The sequence below is a fragment of the Roseburia faecis genome (genome assembly GCF_001406815.1).
GTDB lineage: Bacteria > Bacillota > Clostridia > Lachnospirales > Lachnospiraceae > Roseburia > Roseburia faecis.
On the sequence record NZ_CVRR01000005.1, the window covers coordinates 293,998 to 313,954 of the forward strand.

Here is a 19,957-nt window from a genome sequence, read left to right on the forward strand (position 1 = left end):
TATGTCCAATTTTACTGCAAAACCCCTGCTTTTAATTTACAGGTAATCTTTTTATACCCCTTAGTACCTTCCCGCATAACCGTAACCGAATAGGTTTCTTTCGGTGTCAGCTGCAACAGCACCTCCCGGAATTGCTCTGCACTTACAACCTCCTGGCCTGCAACGGAACGGATCACATCCCCGCTCTGCAGTCCCGCATCCATGGCAGGCGAATCCATCTCGACTTTTTTGATATATACGCCCTTCGGAATATCGTATTTCTGCGCAATATGCTGGGTAACCGTAGAAATGTGCACACCAAAATACGGCACCTCTTTGTCCGCAAATAATAGATCAATCACTGGCATCAGTTCTGATATTTCCACTGCAGTGAGCGTATTTGCAGAAGCCGCACTATAGCTTTGCATCACAACACCGACAAGTTCGCCATCCATGTTGATCAGCACACCGCTTCCATTTTCACTGGCAACAATATCTGTCGTGTATACACTGTAATTATTGTCCGGGGTGGAAATTTCATTGTTGGTCGCCGTAATGGTTCCGGTCAGGATCGAATAATTCGTTCCAAGCGGACTGCCGAGGGCAATCACAATACTTCCCTTATGTATGGTGTTTAAACCAGCTGTTTTCATCACGGTGATGGCATTCCTCGTGGAATCTTCCAGATCCTCCAGATCCACGGTAAGTGCCGCAAGACCGGTATTCCCATCGTATCCGACCAGCTTTGCCTCTGCCACCGCATCATTTACAAAGGTAACTTTGATCTTTGCAGCATCTTTAATCGTTTTTTTCTCCGTAAGAATCCAGAGTTTACCTCCACTTTCTCCAATGATCGTGCCACAGCCCTGACCTTCCCGTTCATAAGAGTTGTTAAACCAGTCCGTATCACTGACCACCCCCGTGATCGTAACGATGGACTTATTTGCCGTATTTCCAATGGCGTACAGCTCTGTCTGAATCTGTTGGTAATCGTCCAGCGTCATCGGCTGTCTCTCTTCCGGAGTCTGTGTCTCCTCCTTTTCCTCAGACCCCTGCTCCGTTTCTTCCACCGATGCCTGCTGTGAATCCTGTGCTCCGGTATCCGGCACAGAACCTTCCTCCTGCCGCAGAACCGGAATCATAAAAAGCAGCACCAGACACACAGCCAGCGCAAATACACCCCCACAGGCAGCAGATTCCCCCAACCGGACCCACATACGTTTATAATTCTTTGGTTTGTCCTTAATCTGTTCTCTGACAAACGCATTCTTTGGTTGCTGTTTATCACTCATAACCACTATTATATTCGCATTTCCATGCACTTGCAACAATCACATTATTTTTCTTTTCCAAAATGACACTTTGCGTTATAATACAAGAGAGAATACTATATAAAAAGGAATATCACTATGAATCAGAAAGTTTATCATACACTTGAATATTATAAAATACTGGAGCGTCTGGCAGATTATGCCAGCTGTGAAGAGGCAAAAGACCGCTGTCACAAACTGGTTCCCCTGACCGATCCTGCGGAAATTGCACATCTGCAGGAAACTACGGCAGACGCACTCAGCCGCCTGTACCGTGGAAGCGGCATCAGTTTTTCCGGTGTTCACAATGTCAATGCTTCCCTGAAGCGTCTCGATATCGGTGGCACCTTAAATACCACAGAACTCCTTATGATCTGTTCTCTGTTGGAAGTTGCCAAGCGGGTCAAAGCATACGACCGAAGCGACCGCAACGATGAAAAAACAGATTCCCTGTCACCGCTTTTTTCACAGATCCAGCCGCTTTCTCCCCTTTTGGATGAAATCCGCCGCTGTGTTGTCGGGGAAGACGAAATTGCAGACGACGCCTCTGCGGCACTTTCTAAAATCCGTAAATCCATCCGGGGGATGAACGACCGCATTCACGCACAGCTGACTGGTCTTATGAACAACACAACCACCCGCAGCTATCTGCAGGATGCTGTGATTACCATGCGTGACGGCCGCTACTGTCTGCCGGTTCGTGCCGAATCCAAAACCTCGGTTCCCGGTATGGTACATGACCAGTCCTCAAGCGGTTCTACCTTATTTATTGAACCAATGGCTGTCGTCAATTTAAATAACGAACTTAAGGAACTGTTTTTAAAAGAGCAGGAAGAAATTGACCGCATTTTAGCAGATCTTTCCAACCGTGTGGCAGAAAACGCAAACGGAATCCGTCAGGATTATACTGTTCTTGCGGAACTGGATTTTATTTTTGCCAAAGCCGAACTTGCCAAAAGTTACAACGGTGTTGCCCCTGTCTTTAATGAAGAGGGACGGATTAACATCCGCAAAGGCCGCCACCCACTCTTAGATCCTAAGAAAGTGGTTCCGATTGATGTACGTCTCGGTGCGGATTTCCGGCAGCTGATCGTGACCGGTCCAAACACCGGTGGTAAAACCGTCTCTTTAAAAACAGTGGGACTGCTGACTCTGATGGGACAGTCCGGTCTGCACATTCCGGCCGGAGATCGCTCGGAACTTGCCATTTTTCACGAAATTTTTGCAGATATCGGAGATGAACAGAGTATTGAGCAAAGCCTGAGTACGTTTTCTTCCCACATGACCAATATCGTCCGCATTTTACAAAAGGCGGATGACCAGAGCCTGTGTCTGTTTGACGAACTCTGCGCCGGTACCGATCCGACCGAAGGTGCCGCACTTGCCATCTCCATCTTAAACAAACTGCACCAGTATGGAGCGGTCACCATGGCTACCACGCATTACAGTGAATTGAAAGTTTATGCGCTCTCCACAGAAGGTGTTGAAAATGCCTGCTGTGAATTTGATGTCGATACGCTCAGTCCTACCTACCGTCTGCTGATCGGTATTCCGGGAAAAAGTAATGCGTTTGCCATCAGTTCCAAACTCGGACTGGCAGAAAATATCATTGAAGATGCCAAAGGCCGCCTGAGTGAGCGCGACGTCAATTTCGAAGATATGCTTGCCAATCTGGAACAGAGCCGTATCACCATTGAAAAAGAACAGCTGGAAATCCAGAAATACAAAGCAGAAATTGAAGATTTAAAGAAGAAACTGACCGCAAAAAATGAACGTCTGGACAACAGCCGTGACGAGATCCTGCGCAAAGCCAATGAAGAAGCCGTACAGATTCTCAAAGAAGCCAAAGACCTTGCCGATGAGACCATCCGCAATTTCAACAAGTACGGACAGGGACAGGCGCCTATGTCCAAAATGGAAAAAGAACGCAGCCGTGTACGTGACAAAATGAGTGCCAGTGAAAAAGCACTCTCCATGAAGAAAAAGGAAACGGTCAACCACAAAGTACCTAAAAAGCTGCGCATCGGTGATTCCGTGCGTGTACTGTCCATGAACTTAAAGGGAACCGTGCACACACTGCCAAACGCCAAAGGGGATCTGTATGTCCAGATGGGAATCTTACGTTCCCTGGTCAACATCAAAGATCTGGTACTGATTGATGAAGATGCCTCTCCGGCAGCAAAAAAATACGGCGGTACTTCTTCCGGAAAAATAAAAATGAGCAAAGCGGCATCCATTTCTACAGAGATCAATCTGATTGGTATGACGGTAGACGAAGCCATTGCCCATCTGGATAAATATCTTGATGATGCCTATGTGGCTCATCTGCCATCCGTCCGGATCGTTCACGGAAAAGGAACCGGTGCACTGCGCAATGCCGTACAGGCACATCTGAAAAACCAGCGGTACGTGAAATCTTACCGGATGGGAGAGCCGTCTGAGGGCGGTGCCGGTGTGACCATTGCTGCTTTTGATGTTTAAATACCTATTGATTTTTTATAATAAGGAGGGATTTCCATGTCCAAACAGAAAATACTGATTGTGGACGATGACAATAATATTGCAGAACTTATTTCCCTGTATCTGACCAAGGAATGCTATGATACCAAAATCGTCAATGACGGGGAAGAAGCCCTGCACGCATTTGAACACTATAACCCTAACCTGATCCTGCTTGATCTGATGCTTCCGGGCATTGACGGCTATCAGGTCTGTCGGGAAATCCGTACCAAAAGCAACGTTCCGATCATCATGCTTTCCGCCAAAGGCGAAATCTTTGATAAAGTACTCGGACTAGAGCTCGGTGCGGATGATTACATATTAAAGCCATTTGATTCCAAGGAACTGGTAGCACGCGTCAAAGCGGTTCTCCGCCGTTTCCAGCCTGCCAAAACCGAGTCCGTTGTAGAATTAAAATGTGTGGAATATCCGGATCTGACCGTCAATCTGTCCAATTATTCGGTCATGTACAATGGGCATCCGATTGACATGCCTCCAAAAGAACTGGAACTGTTATATTTCCTTGCAGCTTCTCCCAACCAGGTGTTTACCCGCGAACAGCTGCTGGATCACATCTGGGGATATGAATACATCGGGGATACCCGCACAGTAGATGTCCACGTCAAACGTCTCCGGGAAAAGATCAAAGACCATGAAACCTGGTCGATCGCAACTGTCTGGGGAATCGGTTACAAATTTGAGGTAAAAGGATGAAAAAAACACTGATCCCCAAACTCATTTTCGGCTATGTCCTGTTTGTGGCTCTCGGCTTTATCATCCTGTGTACGTTCACACAGCATGCGATCACGCATTATGCCGAAAACCGGGAGGCACAGCAGCTATACCGGGAATCTGTACAGATTGCATCTGGTTATGCTGACAATTATAATAAATACAGTTTTTCGTTGCAGGATTTTCAAAAACAGATGCAAAGTCTTGGCGAATATCTTTCTGCCCAAATCTGGATCATGGACAATCAGGGAAATATTCTTTTTGATTCTACCGATGAATCCGTCGGCAAAGATGCAGCAAATGCCAATTATAAAACGCTCAAAGGTTTCAACACTTCCGACTTTGGCAACCGTTATTATATGACCGGTAACTTTTACGGATCGTTTTCCGAAAAAAACCTTACGGTATTTTCTCCGATCACCAGCAATTACCGGATTCACAGTTATGTCATGATCCATAAGACCGTGTCCTCCATCACACAGAATGCAAACGGTTTTATGAACATTGTTTTTTATACCATTGAATTTGTTTTTCTGACAGCACTGTTCCTCCTTTTGCTGTTTGCACATGGATTTTACCGTCCACTGCATCGGCTGACAATCGTCTCCGAGAGTTATGCCAAAGGAAATTTTGAACCGCGCACACAGATCCACCGGAACGATGAACTGGGATATCTTGCCAACACCATGGATTATATGGCGAATGAACTGGACACACTCGAAGAAGACCAGAGAAAGTTTATCTCGAATGTTTCTCACGATTTCCGTTCTCCGCTGACATCAATCAAAGGATATATCGAAGCCATGTTAGACGGAACCATTCCACCGGAGCTACAGAATAAATATCTGAATATCATCCTGTTTGAAACCGAACGTCTGACCAAACTGACACAGGGAATTCTGGATCTGAACCGTTTTGGACAGCACCGGGGTATGATGCTTGACCTTACAGATTTCGATATCAACCGCATGATAAAGACGACCATCCTCACCTTTGAAGGAACCTGTTCTGCCAAAGGGCTTTCCTTTGATCTTGTCTTAACAGGACAAAAGTTATATGTTCACGGTGATATGAGCAAAATCCAGCAGGTTCTCTATAACCTGATCGACAATGCCACAAAGTTTTCCCACAATGATGCATCAATCAAGATTGAAACAAGCATCAAAAATGAAAAAGTTCTTATTTCCGTGAAAGATTCCGGAATCGGAATTCCTGCAGAAAGTATCAAAAAAATCTGGGACCGCTTTTATAAAACGGACCTTTCCCGGGGAAAAGATAAACGGGGAACCGGTCTGGGACTTGCTATTGTAAAAGAAATTATTCAGGCACACAATGAACATATCAACGTCATCAGCACCGAAGGAGTGGGAACAGAGTTCATCTTTACCCTGCCACTCGCAAAAAAAGAAGTACAGTCATAACTGACCGTACTTCTTTTTTCAGTCAATGGTAAGTTCCTGATCCTTCCGGTCATACACACTGCGATACATCTTTGTATCTATGCTTTCCTTATCCAGAGACCATTTATTTTCTTCTTCCATGGCATCTTCCCGCAGCAGATCCGTTTCAAACCGATACCCTTCCGTTGTCACAGCCCGCAGATAGATACGCAGTTGTTTCCGCGAAGGGGTTTGTCCTTCCTGTGCCTGCGTCTGTTCTACGTCTTCTTTCTGCTGCTGTGGCTTCTCATATACCATCCTGCAGGTAACGGTACCGGAACCTGAATCAACGATAGATCCTTCCGAATTCTCCTCCACCGCCTGTTCTGTCGTCACCAGATCCTTATCGTCCTTTGATGACTCCTGTTTTTCCTCTAGCAGATTCTGCATCAGATCCTGCGTCCAGATTTCCTCTCCATCCAGGGATGCTGCTATTTCAAAACTTTTAAAATGATACATTGCAACATTATCAAGCGTATAGGTACACTTTCCTTTCAGAGAAAGTTTTCCGTCCTTTAATGCCGGCGTTCCATCTAAAGTTCCCGATAAAACCTGATCAAATTTTCCGCTGACACCATCAAAGTCTTCCACCACTTCCGTTGTCTTCTTTTTTCCGTTTGCAAGAAGGAACGTGACATTTCCGTTGAATGTTTTGTTAAGCGGAAGTGTGATATTTCCTTTGAACATGTAACCGTCTGCTTTCAGCGGACATTCCGTTGTTCCGAAATAGATGCTCATCGTTGTATTATCGGTATACTCTTTCGGAATCACGGAAACTTCCACCTTATACTCGTGACGGGCAAAATCCATATCCTTTACTTCTATGGAATAATCCTCGACCATACTGGCCTCTTCTTCGAGTGTTTTTTCAATGCTTGACTGCATTCCTCCTACATCCGAAAGAATGATGTTGGTCGTATCCTGCAGATAGGCAAGCTGGTTGGTCAGCTCACTGACTTTGCCATACATCAGAATTCCAAACACCAAAAGCAAAATAAGGATCAGTACAATGAGTATTTTTTTCCAGTTTGCTTTCCATTTTTTCATAGAAATTATTCTTCGCTATCCTCGCTCTTTACGATCGCAATACCAAGTTCTTCTAACTGTTTCTCATCCACAGAACCCGGTGCCTCAGACATCAGATCGGAAGCATCCTTTACCTTCGGGAATGCAATCACGTCACGGATGGAATCTGCATGTACCATGTGCATAATCATACGGTCTACACCGTAAGCCAGTCCTGCGTGTGGCGGCACACCATAGGAGAATGCATCCAGAAGGAATCCAAACTGCTCATGTGCGCGCTCCTTGGTAAATCCAAGCACCTCAAACATCTTTTCCTGAATGTCATCCTGATGAATACGGACAGAACCACCACCAAGTTCGGTACCGTTTAATACGATATCGTATGCCTTTGCGCGGACAGCACCCGGATCGCTGTCGATCTTATCCCAGTCCTCTTCCATCGGCATGGTAAATGGATGATGCATTGCCATAAAACGGTTCTCTTCATCGGACCACTCCAGAAGTGGGAATTCTGTTACCCACAGGAAATTGTACTTGTTCTCATCGATCAGTCCAAGTTCTTCTCCAAGCTGTAAACGAAGTGCGCCCAGTACGTTCCATACGATCTTATTTTTATCTGCTGCAAACAAAAGCAGATCGCCCGGCTTGCCGTTCATCTTTGCAACAAGTGCGTTTAACTCGTCTTCTGTCATAAACTTTGCGAAAGAAGACTTGTAAGTGCCATCTTCGTTAATGCACAGATAAGCAAGTCCCTTGGCACCGCAGCCCTTTGCATGCTCCACCAGCTTGTCAATCTTCTTACGCGGCATATGTCCCTGTCCCTCGACATTGATACCACGGACAGAACCACCGTTTTCCAGTGCACCGGTAAATACACCGAATCCACAGCCCTTTACGGTCTCGGATACATCGACCAGTTCCATACCGAAACGGGTATCCGGCTTGTCGGAACCGAAACGATCCATGGCTTCCTGCCACGGCATACGCTGTAGCGGAATCTGCACGTCCACACCGATGGCTTCCTTAAATACAAATTTTAACAGACGCTCGTTGACATCAATGACATCGTCGATATCAACAAAGGAAAGCTCCATATCTGCCTGTGTAAACTCCGGCTGACGGTCTGCACGCAGATCCTCGTCACGGAAGCAGCGGGCGATCTGGAAATACCGGTCATAGCCGGATGCCATCAGAAGCTGCTTGAACAGCTGCGGAGACTGTGGCAGTGCATAGAAATTTCCCGGATGCACACGGCTTGGCACAAGATAATCTCTGGCACCTTCCGGTGTAGACTTGCACAGGATCGGAGTCTCGATCTCTAAAAATCCCTCGTTTGCCATAAACTGACGCATCAGCCCGAGCACACGGCTTTTCAGCATTAAGTTCTTTTGAATGTCCGGTCTGCGCAGATCCAGATAACGGTATTTCAGACGAATATCTTCCTTGGTCTGGCTGTTCTCCTCAATTGCAAACGGAGGTGTCTGTGACTCAGATAAAATGCGAAGGCTGGTTGCGATCACTTCGATATCTCCAGTCTTTAAGTTTTCATTGACTGCTGCAGAACGCTTCTGTACCGTTCCTTCAACAGCCACTACATATTCACTTCTTAAAGTTCCTGCCTTTGCAAATCCCTCTGCTCCGACACTCTCCTCATCAAACACGATCTGTAACAGACCACTTCTGTCACGCAGGTCGATAAAAATCAGACTTCCTAAATTTCTTCTCTTCTGTACCCAGCCCATAACGGTTACTTTTTCACCGATGTTGGCACTGCTTACCTCGGTACATCTGTGGCTTCTGTGTAAGCCTTTCATTGATTCTGCCATGATTGTCTCCTTTATACTCTCCTTATTCTATTTGTTAAAAAACTCCTCAAATTCTTCGTATCCTTCTTTGGAAAGCTGCTCTTTCTGGAATTTCTTGTTCTTGTTCATGCGGACAACCAATACCTGCTGTCCGTTCTCGCGGGCTTCTTTTGCCTGTTTCATCACATCCACAAGTTTCTCTGCCGGATACTTCTTTTCTACTAAGTAAGCAACTCTCTTCGGACGCTCCGGAATTTTGAACCCGCTCTCCATCAGAAGCAGGATAATACGCTCAAATCCGATGGAAAAACCACATGCCGGCACATCGTTGCCTGTGAATTTTCCAATCATCTTGTCGTATCTTCCACCGCCGCCGCAGGCTGCACCAAGCTCCGGCATTGCGATCTCAAAAATAGTTCCGGTATAATAGCTCATGCCGCGCACGAGTGTTGGATCAAAGACCAGTGTGAACTCTGCATTCTTTGTCGCATTGACTGCCGTTGCGATCTCTGTCAGACTGTCTGCCACTTCCTGATCCAGGAAATCACCCAGCTTGTCCTTCAAGAATGCCACACCTTCCGCAACATCCTTGCGGTCTTTTAATAACTCAAACAGCTCTAAGTATTTGTCAATCGACTCTTTTGCATAGCCCTCTTCCTCGAGTTCTGCTGCCACACCTTCGAGACCGATCTTGTCCATCTTATCGAGGGTGATGAAAATGCTGTCATAATCCTTCTCTTCAAATCCGCTGTATGCTGCCATTGCCTTTAAAATCCGGCGCTCATTGATGCGGATCTCAAAATTCTTAAATCCGAGTCTGCCGATGGTGGTGGTTGTCGCAGTGATCAGCTCAATCTCTGCAAGATTACTCGGCTCACCTAAAATATCAATATCGCACTGGGTAAACTGACGGTAACGTCCACGCTGCGGACGGTCGGCTCTCCACACGCTTCCGATCTGCAGTGCCTTAAACGGTGTCGGCAGATCATTGGCATGGTTTGCATAGAAACGGGAAAGCGGAACGGTCAGATCGTAACGCATACCGAAATCGACCACATCCGCCTCTTCCTTTGCGGTCTCGAGATTTAACTTCTCGCCACGCTTTAATACTTTAAAGATCAATTTCTCGTTCTCGCCGCCCTGCTTGTTGGAAAGGTTTGCAATATTTTCCATGCATGGGGTTTCAATCGGCGTAAATCCAAAGCTGCGGTAGGTATCTTTGATCACGCTCGTCACATAATCACGGATTTCCATCTCTGCAGGTAATATATCTTTCATGCCGTTGACCGGCTTTTTGCTCAGTGCCATTTGATTTCCTCCATTTTTTCTCTTTTTATCCAGCATTTATTATACGTTTCGGGACCTGATACGTCAAGGATTGTTGCAAAATGCTTTTTCAATCAGACAACTGTGTGTTACAAGTTTACCTCTGAACAGTAACAGATCGTCCAAGAAAATGTCCGCACCCTCCCGTCACGAAATTGATCTGTTTCATCAGTTACTTTCTGATTATATTTTAAGGCAGATGTGAATGTTTCCATTTCACATCTGCCTTAATGCTGTTAATACCCATTTATTTTAATTCATCTTCCAGCAATACTGCTGCGTCCTTTACACAGTCAATGCATTCTCTCCTGACAACCCCATCTGCAATACCTTTGAGTTCTTTACAGATAACGGTACCATTTTGTTCTTTGAATCTGCTGATGATTCGTCTTGCACTCTGCATTGTTTTCTGCGGATTTTTATTGATCATACCCAATACATTTACTGCTCCGATGATTGCTCCGCATGTTGCTTCCATACTGCCACCCATGCCTACTGCAAATCCCTGTGTAAGATTTTTGACTGTTTCTTCATCCAACCCTGCCTGTTCGCAATACGTACATGCCACAGCCTGCGCACAGTTATAACCACACATTTTTCTTTGAACTGCCTCTTTTACTTTTGATTCCATCTTTTTCTTTCCTTTTCTTTTTGTAATTAGGAAGGGGATTTCATCCAGCTATTTTTCTGAGAACAACTGCTGCTTGCGCGCAATCATCTCATCAATCCTCTTCATATACAGCCCGACATCTTTGACATTCTCACACCGCTCGATCCGGTATGTGCCATCCGCATTCGGCTGCGGCCATACCCGTTTGGTAGATGCCCCTGCGCCACAGGCAACGATTGTCTGGCGTTCCTCCATGATTAACACGTTATACACCCCTGCCTTGCCCGGCTTGGCATATCCCACGTTTTCCATATTTCCCGCCATTCCTTTCTGACGGTACAGATAATACGGAGAGAGTCCCATCTGATGGCAGTATTCGGCACACAGATCCATGTGCTCCTGCGTATTGACCATCATCATGCTCTCATAGCGATCCTTGAAAATGTTTAACCGCGCCGCACGCTTGATGGCAAGTGAATGGATCGTGATATTATCCGGATCGAGTTCTTTTAAAATCTCCATCGTATTTCGCACATCCGAAAGATCCTCTTCCGGAAGCCCCATAATCAGATCCATGTTGATATTGTCAAATCCCAGTTTTCTTGCCATGCGAAAACTTTCTATCGTCTGTTCGACCGTATGATGACGTCCGATCAGATCGAGCGTTTTCTGCTTCATTGTCTGCGGATTGATGGATATACGGCTGATGCCATTCTTTCGCAGCACCAGAAGTTTTTCTTCCGTGATGGAATCCGGTCGTCCTGCTTCCACCGTAAATTCCAGACAATCTCCCAGATCAAAACTGCACCTGATCTTGCGGATCAGACGATCCAGCTGGTATGGCTCAAGTGTGGTCGGTGTCCCTCCCCCGATATAGATCGAGTTCAGTTTGCGATGATAATTCTTTGCGGCAACATAATCCAGTTCCTTTTCCAGTGCGTCCAGATATGCGTCAACCTGTGTTTTCCAGGCAGTCAGCGGATAGGAAGTAAACGAGCAGTACAGACAGGTGCTCGGGCAAAACGGTATGCCGATATACAGACTGTATCCATTCTTATAATCCAGCCGGGAAAGCAATGCCCGCTCACGCTCTGCAATGGCAATCGACAGATTGATTTTCTCATCGGATGCCAGATAGGTCTGTTTCATATAGGAAGCAATCTCTTCTTTTGTTTTTCCCGCATCAAGCATCTGCATCGGAATCTTCGTCGGACGGATACCGGTCAGTGTACCCCATGGCAGCGGCTGTCCCGTCTCTTCCTCCAGCAGGCGGTACAGATGTTCCTTCAATGCATTCTTTGTCTCTGTACGATTGGAAAAATCCACCGCAAAGGTGCGCCGCGCCGGACCATCCGGCGCGTCATCCCAGGCGATGGAAATTCTGTCATCCGCATAATCAATCAAAAAATGGGAACTCCCCGCTTCTTCCTGCTCCACAGAATGATTGGTACACGCCACATTTTTTTCGTCCGCATGCGCTTCTTTCGTATAGTAAAGCTCCACATCTTCTTTCGGGAAAAACGCTTTGATCAGCGAATGGATATCATATTCAAATTCTGTTCTGTTTAATGTTACGGTAATCATAAGTATGGATTGTACATCCTCTCGTTTTCAATGGTCGTTACATCGTTGTGTCCCGGATAAACGGTCGTGCGGTCTGGCAGTGTCATCAGCTTCTCCCTGATGGAACGAACGATATCTGACATGCTTCCGCCCGGAAAATCGGTACGTCCTACCGATGTGCAAAACAGTGTATCTCCGGAAAATACCACATTTTCGTATGGGAAATAGTAACAGCATCCCCCCGGTGTATGTCCCGGTGTGTGCAGTACCCGGATATGAAATCCTGCCAGATCCAGTTCCTGCTCATCCTTTAAATATATGTCCGCATGGAACACGTGGTGTTCCCCTGTCATGTGGCATAAATTCATCTCTTCATTTTCCAGCGTTTCTTTTTCCGTCTCATAGGCATAAACCGGAATCGAAAATTCTTTTGCCAGATCTGCTGCTCCGGTTGCATGATCAAAATGTCCATGTGTCAGCAGAATTGCCACCGGTGTACATCCTTCCTGACGCACACGCTCCGCCAGCTGCTTGGGACTGTAGCCCGGATCAATAATGATCAGTTCTTTTGTCTCATCATTGATTGCAAAATAGCAGTTGGTCTGTACCGGTCCTACCACATAGTGATTTATTTTTAATTTTGCCATTCTCTTCCTCCTGTCGGCGCAACCTTAGCCGGTCGTCCGCTCCACATCCATCACGCTCTCAATCTGTCGGATCTTTTCCACAATTTTTGTGATCTGTCCCCTGCCTTTTGTCTGGAAGGCCACATCAATTGTTGCGATCCCCTGCTTGCTGGTCTTCGAGTGAATCCCGGAAATATTGATCTCCGCCTCTGTAAATACTTTGGTAATATCCACAAGAAGTCCGGAACGGTCGTGACAGAAAATCTTGATTTCCGTATGATACTCGCCAAACTGTTCTTTGTCTGCACCCTCCTGCCACTCAGCTTCAATCAGGCGCACACGCTCCATATCGGACAAATGCAGAATATTGACACAGTCGGTACGGTGGATCGACACACCACGTCCGCGGGTGACAAATCCCACAATCTCATCTCCCGGAACCGGGCTGCAGCACTTACTGAAATGCACAGCCACATCATAAAGTCCCTTGACCACAATTCCGCTCTTGGAATGCTTTGGCATATCCTCCTGCTTATTCTCCCCAACAGCCGCAAGCACTTCCTGATCTGTCAGCGTAATCGGATGATCCTTGCGGTATTCATCGTACATACGGTTTACAATCTGGCTTTCTTTCAATCCTCCGTGTCCTACGGTTGCCAGACAGGAATTCCAGTCATGGAACCCGTATTTGCGGATAATCTTTCCCTGATATTCCGGCTTATTGATTTCTCCGAAATTGATTCCCTTTGCCTTGGCATAATTGTTAATCAGTTCCTTGCCGTGCAGAATATTTTCTTCTTTTAATTCGCTGCGGAACCACTGATTGATCTTGTTCTTGGCCTGTGTGCTCTTGACAATGGAAAGCCAGTCACGGCTCGGTCCCTTGGAGTTCTGGGAAGTGATGACCTCAATCCGGTCTCCGTTCTGGATCACATAGTCAATCGGCACCAGCTTGCCATTGACTTTGGCACCTACCATCTTATTTCCCACAGCAGAGTGAATGCTGTACGCAAAATCAATCGGTGTGGAACCGTTTGGCAGGTTCTTTACATCTCCGGACGGGGTAAAACAGAATACCGTATCGGAAAACAGATCCAGATCACTCTTTAAAAGTGTCATAAACTCTTTATTATCCGACATGTCACGCTGCCACTCAAGGATCTGACGCAGCCAGCTTAATTTTTCTTCTTCGGTTACGGTCGTGGAAGTGGTTACCCCATTGTTCACTTCCTTGTATTTCCAGTGCGCCGCAATACCGTATTCTGCGGTACGGTGCATCTCAAACGTACGGATCTGAATCTCAAACGGCTGTCCGCTCGGTCCGATCAGTGTCGTATGCAAAGACTGATACATATTCGGTTTTGGCATGGCAATATAGTCTTTGAAACGGCCCGGAATCGGTTTATATTTTTCGTGCATGATACCCAGAGCCGCATAGCAGTCTTTTACGGTATCCACAATGATACGGATGGCAAACAGATCATAAATCTGATCAATGGTCTTGTTCTGGTTCACCATCTTTTTATAAATGGAGAAAAAATGCTTGGCACGTCCGGAAATCTCCGCTTTGATGCCAGCCTCTTCAATTTCCCTGCGCACATCGACAACCAGTCCCTGTACATAGGCATCCCGCACATTTTTGCGCAGTGCAACCTTTTCCACCAGATCATAGTAAGCCTCCGGCTCCAGATATTTAAGAGAAAGATCTTCCAGTTCAATCTTGATCTTGCTGATACCAAGACGCTGCGCGATCGGGCAGTAAATCTCCTGTGTCTCACGGGCGATCCGCTGCTGTGCCTCCTTGGACTGGTATTTTAAGGTACGCATATTGTGCAGACGATCCGCCAGTTTGATCATAATGACACGGATATCTTTCGCCATCGCAAGAAACATCTTACGCAGATTCTCCGCCTGCATCTCCAACCGGTCTGCATTCTTGTCCTTCGGATTTTTAATATTATCCGTCAGATGCAGATGCTGCAGCTTGGTTACACCATCCACGAGAAGAAGGACTTCATCCCCGAATTCCTCCCGCATCTGTTCTTCGGTCATCACGGTATCTTCCAGCACATCATGCAACAGACCCGCAGCAATGGTTTCCTTGTCCAGTTCCAGCTCTGCCAGAATGATTGCCACACAGAGCGGATGGATAATATATGCCTCTCCGGATTTACGCACCTGTCCTTTGTGCGCCTCAAAAGCGACATGATATGCCTTTTCAATTAATGTGATATCCGTGGAGGGATGGTATTTCCGGATACTTGCAATCAGTTCGTCATACAAGTCCTCCGGCTTGGAAAATTCCTGAATTGGTTTAATGTTGTCGGAACCCGAATGATACTCGCGCTCAATTCGTTCCAGTTCTTCTGTAGAAATATCTGCCATGCGTTCACCTACTTTTTCCATATGCCATAATATAATAGATTATTATAATTTATAATTTTTCATATTGCAATGGTTTCCCCTAAGAAAACTCGTAGATATAGCGTTGTGTCCGGCTCCCGGAAACATCTGTATCCTCCAGATAGTAAAATCCCAGTTTCTGAAGAAGTGCCACAGAAGCCACATTCTTTTGATCCGTCAGGGCATTGACTCTGGGAAAATCCAGTTCTTCCCGGGCAAATGCAAGAATTGCCTGACACACTTCCGTGGCCAGTCCCTGTCCCTGTCTGTCCGGATCGATCAGATATCCCAGTTCCAGTTCCACGGCATCCGGAAATTCCCGGTGCTCGAGTCCTGCCCTGCCGATCAGTTCCCCGGAAGCTTTATCAAAAACCAGCCACATCCCATATCCATAGTATCCGTACATATTGGTAATATATGCCTGCTGATATTTTTTTTCTTTTTCCTTTGCAAACAATGGTTCAATAAATCCCGGAATCCTCTCTCCGTCTGCATCCAGACGCCATGTTACCCCTTCTTTCTGATACAGTTTTTCCAGGGCGGGAAGATCTTCCAGCGACAATTCCCGGATCACGCACCGTTTCGTGCGCGCAATCTCCCACGGCTGGCCATGGCATCTTTGAAAAATCCGCTCCAGAAATTCATCATCCACTTCCTCAAAACCTTCCATCACCATCCAGGCGCCCGCATAACTCTGTCCCGGAAATGCCGGATCTGCATAGGCAGCCACCGCCATATGCGCACGGACTGCCGCCTGAATCCCTGCATCTGTCGGCGTAATCAGGAGGACTTCCTCTGCATGAAGTTTCCACACAGCAAGCGCTTCTTCCGTTATGTTTTCCACCGGAAATGCCGGAAAGCCTGTGGACAATTGCAGAGGATTCCATTCTTTCTGTTGATAGACCAGTGCCTTTAATTTCATCCTGTCAAAAAAAGGCAGACTCTTTCGAATCTGCCTCTCCTTTCTAAATATTACACGGTTTCCGGTTCCGGATATTCTTCCCCGAAGGTATCCACAACAACTGTTTTCATCACCTGATCTTCCAGCGGACGATCACTGTAATCGGTAGCGGTCTCTGCAATGGCATCTACCACATCCTGTCCCTCGATAATCTTGCCGAACGCTGCATATGCGCCATCCAGATGCGGAGCGTCTTTGTGCATGATAAAGAACTGGCTTCCTGCGGAATCCGGCATCATGGAACGTGCCATGGAAAGCACGCCTGCGGTGTGGCGCAGATCATTTTTGACACCATTCTGTGCAAATTCTCCCTTGATTCCATATCCAGGGCCGCCCATACCGGTTCCTTGCGGATCTCCTCCCTGAATCATGAATCCTTTGATGACACGGTGGAAAATCAGTCCGTCATAAAATCCCTTTTTTACCAGACTGATAAAGTTATTTACAGTATTTGGTGCAACTTCCGGATACAGCTCTGCCTTCATCACTTTGCCGTCCGCCATTGTAAATGTAACTACTGGATTTGCCATAATATTTGTTCCTCTTCTTTCTTATATAAATTTATTTATTCTTTGGTCAGTGCCTCAACAACTTTTGGAAATTCCATAAAATGAGAAGCCTTAACCAGTACGGTATCTCCTTCTTTTACATATGCCAGAAGTTCTTCCGTCATCTCTTCACGGGTTTTCTTATAATGTACCTCACACTCTGGATTTGCTTTTGCCTCGCTGGCATATTCCTCCGCAAGTGTACCCGCACAGAACAATGCATCAATCCCGGAAGCGGCAACTGCCTTTCCGATACTTCTGTGAAGTTCCTTTTCCTCTGCTCCAAGTTCGCCCATATCGCCAAGCACCGCAATCCGTCTGCCCGACGTATGTGCCAGCACATCGATAGATGCTTTCATGGATACCGGATTTGCATTGTAACAGTCATCGATCACGGTCATTCCCTTTACATGCAGCAGATTGGTGCGCCCGGCAATGGTCTGCACAGATGCAATGCCCTGTGCAATCTCCCGGATGGAAAGTCCCAGCTGCAGTCCGACCGCAGTTCCTGCCAGCGCATTGTATACATTATGTTCACCCGGAATCGGAATCTTCGCATCGAAATCGCCCTGTGGCGTATGGATCTTTGCACACATTCCTTCGAGTCCATGATTTTCAATGTCTGTCGCATAAATATCTTTTTTGATATCAAATGCGGAATCCGCCCCCACTCCATAAAAAATTACCGGTTTTCCGTTTACCTCTTTTTTCGTGGAAAGCTTATCATCATCTCCATTTAAAATTACGGTTCCATCGACCTGCAGATGGTCAAACATTTCTGTCTTTGCCTGCAGAATTCCGTCTCTTGTACCAAGATTTTCCAGATGGCACAAACCAATATTTGTGATCACTCCGATATCCGGCCGTGCCATCGCTGCCAGACGGTGCATCTCTCCAAAATCGGAAATTCCCATTTCTAGTACCGCGACTTCGTGTTTTGCGCGAATCTTAAAAATAGTGAGCGGAAGTCCGATCTCATTGTTAAAGTTTCCCTCTGTCTTAAGCACTTTATACCGCTGTTCCAAAACGGAAGCTATCATTTCCTTGGTGCTTGTTTTTCCGACACTTCCCGTAATTCCAACCACTTTACAGGATAACTGTGTCCGGTAAAAGGCTGCAATTTTTTTCATCGCTTCTGTTGTGGAACTTACCAGAATATAGGGTCCCGTCTCTTCCGGCAGTGCATGATCCGAAAGCACTACCAGTGCTCCCTGTTCAAATACCTGCGGGATAAAATCATGACCATCCACCCGTGCCCCTTTGATCGGAATAAACAGATAATCTTTTTGTATCTGGCGGCTGTCGGTCACTGCTCCGGCAATTTCCTTCGTAACCAGGTTCCGGTCTCCGACAAACGTTCCCTCACATGCCGCTGCAATATTTTCAATTGTCATCCCCGGCATTTTATTTTCCAGTTCGTTTTTATAAAAACATCCAAACATGATTATCCCTCATACTTTTTCATGGAAATGGCAATCAGCTTCTCGCACAGCTCATTGAAATTGATTCCAATGACAGCAGCTTCCTGTGGCAGCAGACTTGTCGGTGTCATCCCCGGCAGAGTGTTTGCCTCCAGACAATACATATGATTATTTTCATCCAGCAGGAAATCTGAACGGGAATAGGTATCCAGTCCAATTACTTCGGCTACCTGCTCTGCATATTTACGCATCTGCGCAGAAACTTCTTCTGGCAGATCTGCCGGACAGGTCTCTACCGCACTGCCCGCTTTGTATTTATTCTTGTAATCGTAGAAGCCCTGAATCGGCGCAATCTCAATAACCGGAAGTGCCTTTCCTTCAATCACACCAACCGAGAATTCACGTCCCTTGACATATTCCTCAATGACCAGCTCATCTTCCCAGTGAAACGCTTCATCGAGTGCTTTCTTAAACTCTGCTGCATCTCTGACAATCGTCACACCGATACTGGACCCTCCGCAGCATGGCTTTACGACGCACGGAAGTGTCAGCGGAAGCTTTGTCACATCATCCTCACGATTCTCTTTTTTCATGGCAATGCCTCTCGGTGCAGGAATTCCCGCACTTGCAAACAGCTGTTTTGCCATACCTTTATTCATGGCAATCGCGCTGCTCAAATAATCACTTCCGGTATATTTTACACCAAGCAGATCAAAAGCTGCCTGTAGCTTTCCGTTCTCTCCGTTTTCTCCGTGCAGTGCCATAAACACGATATCTGCCATCTGGCACATACGGATTACATTCGGTCCGAAAAAGCATGGGGACTGATCCTTTCTGGAAGCTTTTACGGCTGCCAGATCCGGTGCTACCTCCGGGATGTCATCTACTTTTACGCTGATTTCATCCGCACGGTCAAAAATTCCGTCCAGATTTTCCTCTTTATCACTGTAACCCATGAACACATCCAGCAAGATCACCCGGTGTCCATTTTCTTTTAATGCAGAAGCAACCATGCTTCCTGTCTTAAATGACACATCCCGCTCTGTGCTGAGCCCGCCTGCTAATACTATGATATCCATGATCTGTTTTCCTCTTTTCCATTAATAATAATCCTTCGGATACCGGAACCTTTTTATTTTCCGGCATCAGACCTTTTGTATCATTATATACGTTTGCCCCTGACTAACACAAGATATTATTTTCTTTTAGACACTTTTTTAACAATATCCAGCACTTCTTGTACAGAAAAAAAGAGACTGCTCAGCACTACAGTCTCCTTTTGCACAAACTCCGGTAGGATTCCCCCTTTATTCTATTGCTGCCGGCAAAGCCGCTGCCCTGCGATTCTGTTCCATTTTCCGCACCAGCTCTGCCATGTATTCGAAAAACTTTCTCTCCAGATAGTTTTTCTCTGTGAGATAACTCCCATATTGATACAAAACATTTTTTAATTCTTCGGTTTCCGATAACTCCACTTCAAAAATAAACTGCCTTAACAGCTGCATGCGCTCGTCCTCTATGGAAAGAAGCCAGCTGGCAACCAGTTCTAAAAAATCTTCCCGCTCTATGAGGAACTGCACGTAGCGCCCAATTTTATTTTCTGTATAAATTTTCTTCTTCTCCTTTTTCTTTTGTTTTCCTACCCGAATTTGTATCAAAAACCAACCCCCAATGTCAGTTTCTATATGTAATCATATCTTATTACATAT

The 19,957-nt window shown here is 46.1% G+C and carries 16 protein-coding genes; 3 read left to right on the top strand and 13 right to left on the bottom strand.

Going from position 1 to position 19,957, the window contains the following annotated elements:
* Positions 1-11 precede the first annotated feature (11 nt).
* Positions 12-1,271: a S1C family serine protease gene (locus M72_RS02335; RefSeq protein ID WP_055067026.1), complete on the bottom strand. Its 1,260-nt coding sequence runs from the start codon at positions 1,269-1,271 to the stop codon at positions 12-14.
* Positions 1,272-1,388: 117 nt separating this feature from the next.
* Here M72_RS02335 and M72_RS02340 point away from each other — a divergent pair, with 117 nt between their 5' ends.
* Genes M72_RS02340 through M72_RS02350 form a run of 3 tightly spaced genes read left to right on the top strand, consistent with a single transcriptional unit; the run spans position 1,389 to position 5,941 of the window.
* Positions 1,389-3,770: an endonuclease MutS2 gene (locus M72_RS02340; protein ID WP_055067027.1), complete on the top strand. Its 2,382-nt coding sequence runs from the start codon at positions 1,389-1,391 to the stop codon at positions 3,768-3,770.
* 36 nt (positions 3,771-3,806) lie between these two features.
* Positions 3,807-4,502, top strand: coding sequence for a response regulator transcription factor (locus tag M72_RS02345; protein ID WP_022045589.1), 696 nt, complete (start codon positions 3,807-3,809; stop codon positions 4,500-4,502).
* Positions 4,499-5,941: a sensor histidine kinase gene (locus tag M72_RS02350; RefSeq protein ID WP_022045590.1), complete on the top strand. Its 1,443-nt coding sequence runs from the start codon at positions 4,499-4,501 to the stop codon at positions 5,939-5,941. Before M72_RS02345 ends, M72_RS02350 begins: the two co-directional genes overlap by 4 nt.
* 18 nt (positions 5,942-5,959) lie before the next feature.
* Here the strand turns inward: M72_RS02350 and M72_RS02355 are convergent, their stop codons facing one another.
* The 12 genes from M72_RS02355 to M72_RS02410 all read right to left on the bottom strand — a co-directional run bounded on the left by M72_RS02355 (position 5,960) and on the right by M72_RS02410 (position 19,906).
* On the bottom strand, positions 5,960-7,006 hold the full coding sequence (locus M72_RS02355) for a hypothetical protein (protein WP_055067028.1): 1,047 nt from the start codon (positions 7,004-7,006) through the stop codon (positions 5,960-5,962).
* Between the two features lie 5 nt (positions 7,007-7,011).
* Positions 7,012-8,811, bottom strand: a complete 1,800-nt coding sequence (aspS, locus tag M72_RS02360) for an aspartate--tRNA ligase (protein ID WP_022045592.1) — start codon at positions 8,809-8,811, stop codon at positions 7,012-7,014.
* A 27-nt stretch (positions 8,812-8,838) separates the two neighbouring features.
* Positions 8,839-10,098, bottom strand: coding sequence for a histidine--tRNA ligase (gene hisS, locus M72_RS02365; protein ID WP_055067029.1), 1,260 nt, complete (start codon positions 10,096-10,098; stop codon positions 8,839-8,841).
* A gap of 265 nt (positions 10,099-10,363) precedes the next feature.
* A complete protein-coding gene (locus tag M72_RS02370; RefSeq protein ID WP_055067030.1) occupies positions 10,364-10,747 on the bottom strand; it encodes a C-GCAxxG-C-C family protein in 384 nt (127 codons plus the stop codon).
* A 48-nt stretch (positions 10,748-10,795) separates the two neighbouring features.
* Complete coding sequence (hemZ, locus tag M72_RS02375; protein ID WP_055067031.1) at positions 10,796-12,310, bottom strand: coproporphyrinogen dehydrogenase HemZ; 1,515 nt, start codon at positions 12,308-12,310, stop codon at positions 10,796-10,798.
* Positions 12,307-12,936 carry an MBL fold metallo-hydrolase gene (locus M72_RS02380; RefSeq protein WP_055067032.1) on the bottom strand — a complete coding sequence of 210 codons (630 nt, stop codon included), beginning with the start codon at positions 12,934-12,936 and terminating at the stop codon, positions 12,307-12,309. Before M72_RS02380 ends, hemZ begins: the two co-directional genes overlap by 4 nt.
* Positions 12,937-12,960: 24 nt before the next feature.
* A complete protein-coding gene (locus tag M72_RS02385; protein WP_082413728.1) occupies positions 12,961-15,300 on the bottom strand; it encodes a RelA/SpoT family protein in 2,340 nt (779 codons plus the stop codon).
* A 79-nt stretch (positions 15,301-15,379) separates the two neighbouring features.
* Complete coding sequence (locus M72_RS02390) at positions 15,380-16,240, bottom strand: GNAT family N-acetyltransferase (RefSeq protein WP_055067034.1); 861 nt, start codon at positions 16,238-16,240, stop codon at positions 15,380-15,382.
* A gap of 50 nt (positions 16,241-16,290) precedes the next feature.
* Positions 16,291-16,809, bottom strand: a complete 519-nt coding sequence (locus M72_RS02395; RefSeq protein ID WP_022045599.1) for a peptidylprolyl isomerase — start codon at positions 16,807-16,809, stop codon at positions 16,291-16,293.
* Between the two features lie 35 nt (positions 16,810-16,844).
* Positions 16,845-18,230: a UDP-N-acetylmuramoyl-tripeptide--D-alanyl-D-alanine ligase gene (locus M72_RS02400; RefSeq protein ID WP_055067132.1), complete on the bottom strand. Its 1,386-nt coding sequence runs from the start codon at positions 18,228-18,230 to the stop codon at positions 16,845-16,847.
* Between the two features lie 41 nt (positions 18,231-18,271).
* On the bottom strand, positions 18,272-19,327 hold the full coding sequence (locus M72_RS02405; RefSeq protein ID WP_022045601.1) for a D-alanine--D-alanine ligase family protein: 1,056 nt from the start codon (positions 19,325-19,327) through the stop codon (positions 18,272-18,274).
* A gap of 228 nt (positions 19,328-19,555) precedes the next feature.
* A complete protein-coding gene (locus M72_RS02410) occupies positions 19,556-19,906 on the bottom strand; it encodes a hypothetical protein (RefSeq protein ID WP_022045602.1) in 351 nt (116 codons plus the stop codon).
* Positions 19,907-19,957 lie beyond the last annotated feature (51 nt).

Bases quoted from the DNA above. Each gene is read 5' to 3' on its own strand.
- M72_RS02335 (WP_055067026.1), bottom strand. From the start codon at position 1,271: ATGAGTGATAAACAGCAACCAAAGAATGCGTTTGTCAGAGAACAGATT.
- M72_RS02340 (WP_055067027.1), top strand. From the start codon at position 1,389: ATGAATCAGAAAGTTTATCATACACTTGAATATTATAAAATACTGGAG.
- M72_RS02345 (WP_022045589.1), top strand. From the start codon at position 3,807: ATGTCCAAACAGAAAATACTGATTGTGGACGATGACAATAATATTGCA.
- M72_RS02350 (WP_022045590.1), top strand. From the start codon at position 4,499: ATGAAAAAAACACTGATCCCCAAACTCATTTTCGGCTATGTCCTGTTT.
- M72_RS02355 (WP_055067028.1), bottom strand. From the start codon at position 7,006: ATGAAAAAATGGAAAGCAAACTGGAAAAAAATACTCATTGTACTGATC.
- aspS (WP_022045592.1), bottom strand. From the start codon at position 8,811: ATGGCAGAATCAATGAAAGGCTTACACAGAAGCCACAGATGTACCGAG.
- hisS (WP_055067029.1), bottom strand. From the start codon at position 10,098: ATGGCACTGAGCAAAAAGCCGGTCAACGGCATGAAAGATATATTACCT.
- M72_RS02370 (WP_055067030.1), bottom strand. From the start codon at position 10,747: ATGGAATCAAAAGTAAAAGAGGCAGTTCAAAGAAAAATGTGTGGTTAT.
- hemZ (WP_055067031.1), bottom strand. From the start codon at position 12,310: ATGATTACCGTAACATTAAACAGAACAGAATTTGAATATGATATCCAT.
- M72_RS02380 (WP_055067032.1), bottom strand. From the start codon at position 12,936: ATGGCAAAATTAAAAATAAATCACTATGTGGTAGGACCGGTACAGACC.
- M72_RS02385 (WP_082413728.1), bottom strand. From the start codon at position 15,300: ATGGCAGATATTTCTACAGAAGAACTGGAACGAATTGAGCGCGAGTAT.
- M72_RS02390 (WP_055067034.1), bottom strand. From the start codon at position 16,240: ATGAAATTAAAGGCACTGGTCTATCAACAGAAAGAATGGAATCCTCTG.
- M72_RS02395 (WP_022045599.1), bottom strand. From the start codon at position 16,809: ATGGCAAATCCAGTAGTTACATTTACAATGGCGGACGGCAAAGTGATG.
- M72_RS02400 (WP_055067132.1), bottom strand. From the start codon at position 18,230: ATGCCGGGGATGACAATTGAAAATATTGCAGCGGCATGTGAGGGAACG.
- M72_RS02405 (WP_022045601.1), bottom strand. From the start codon at position 19,327: ATGGATATCATAGTATTAGCAGGCGGGCTCAGCACAGAGCGGGATGTG.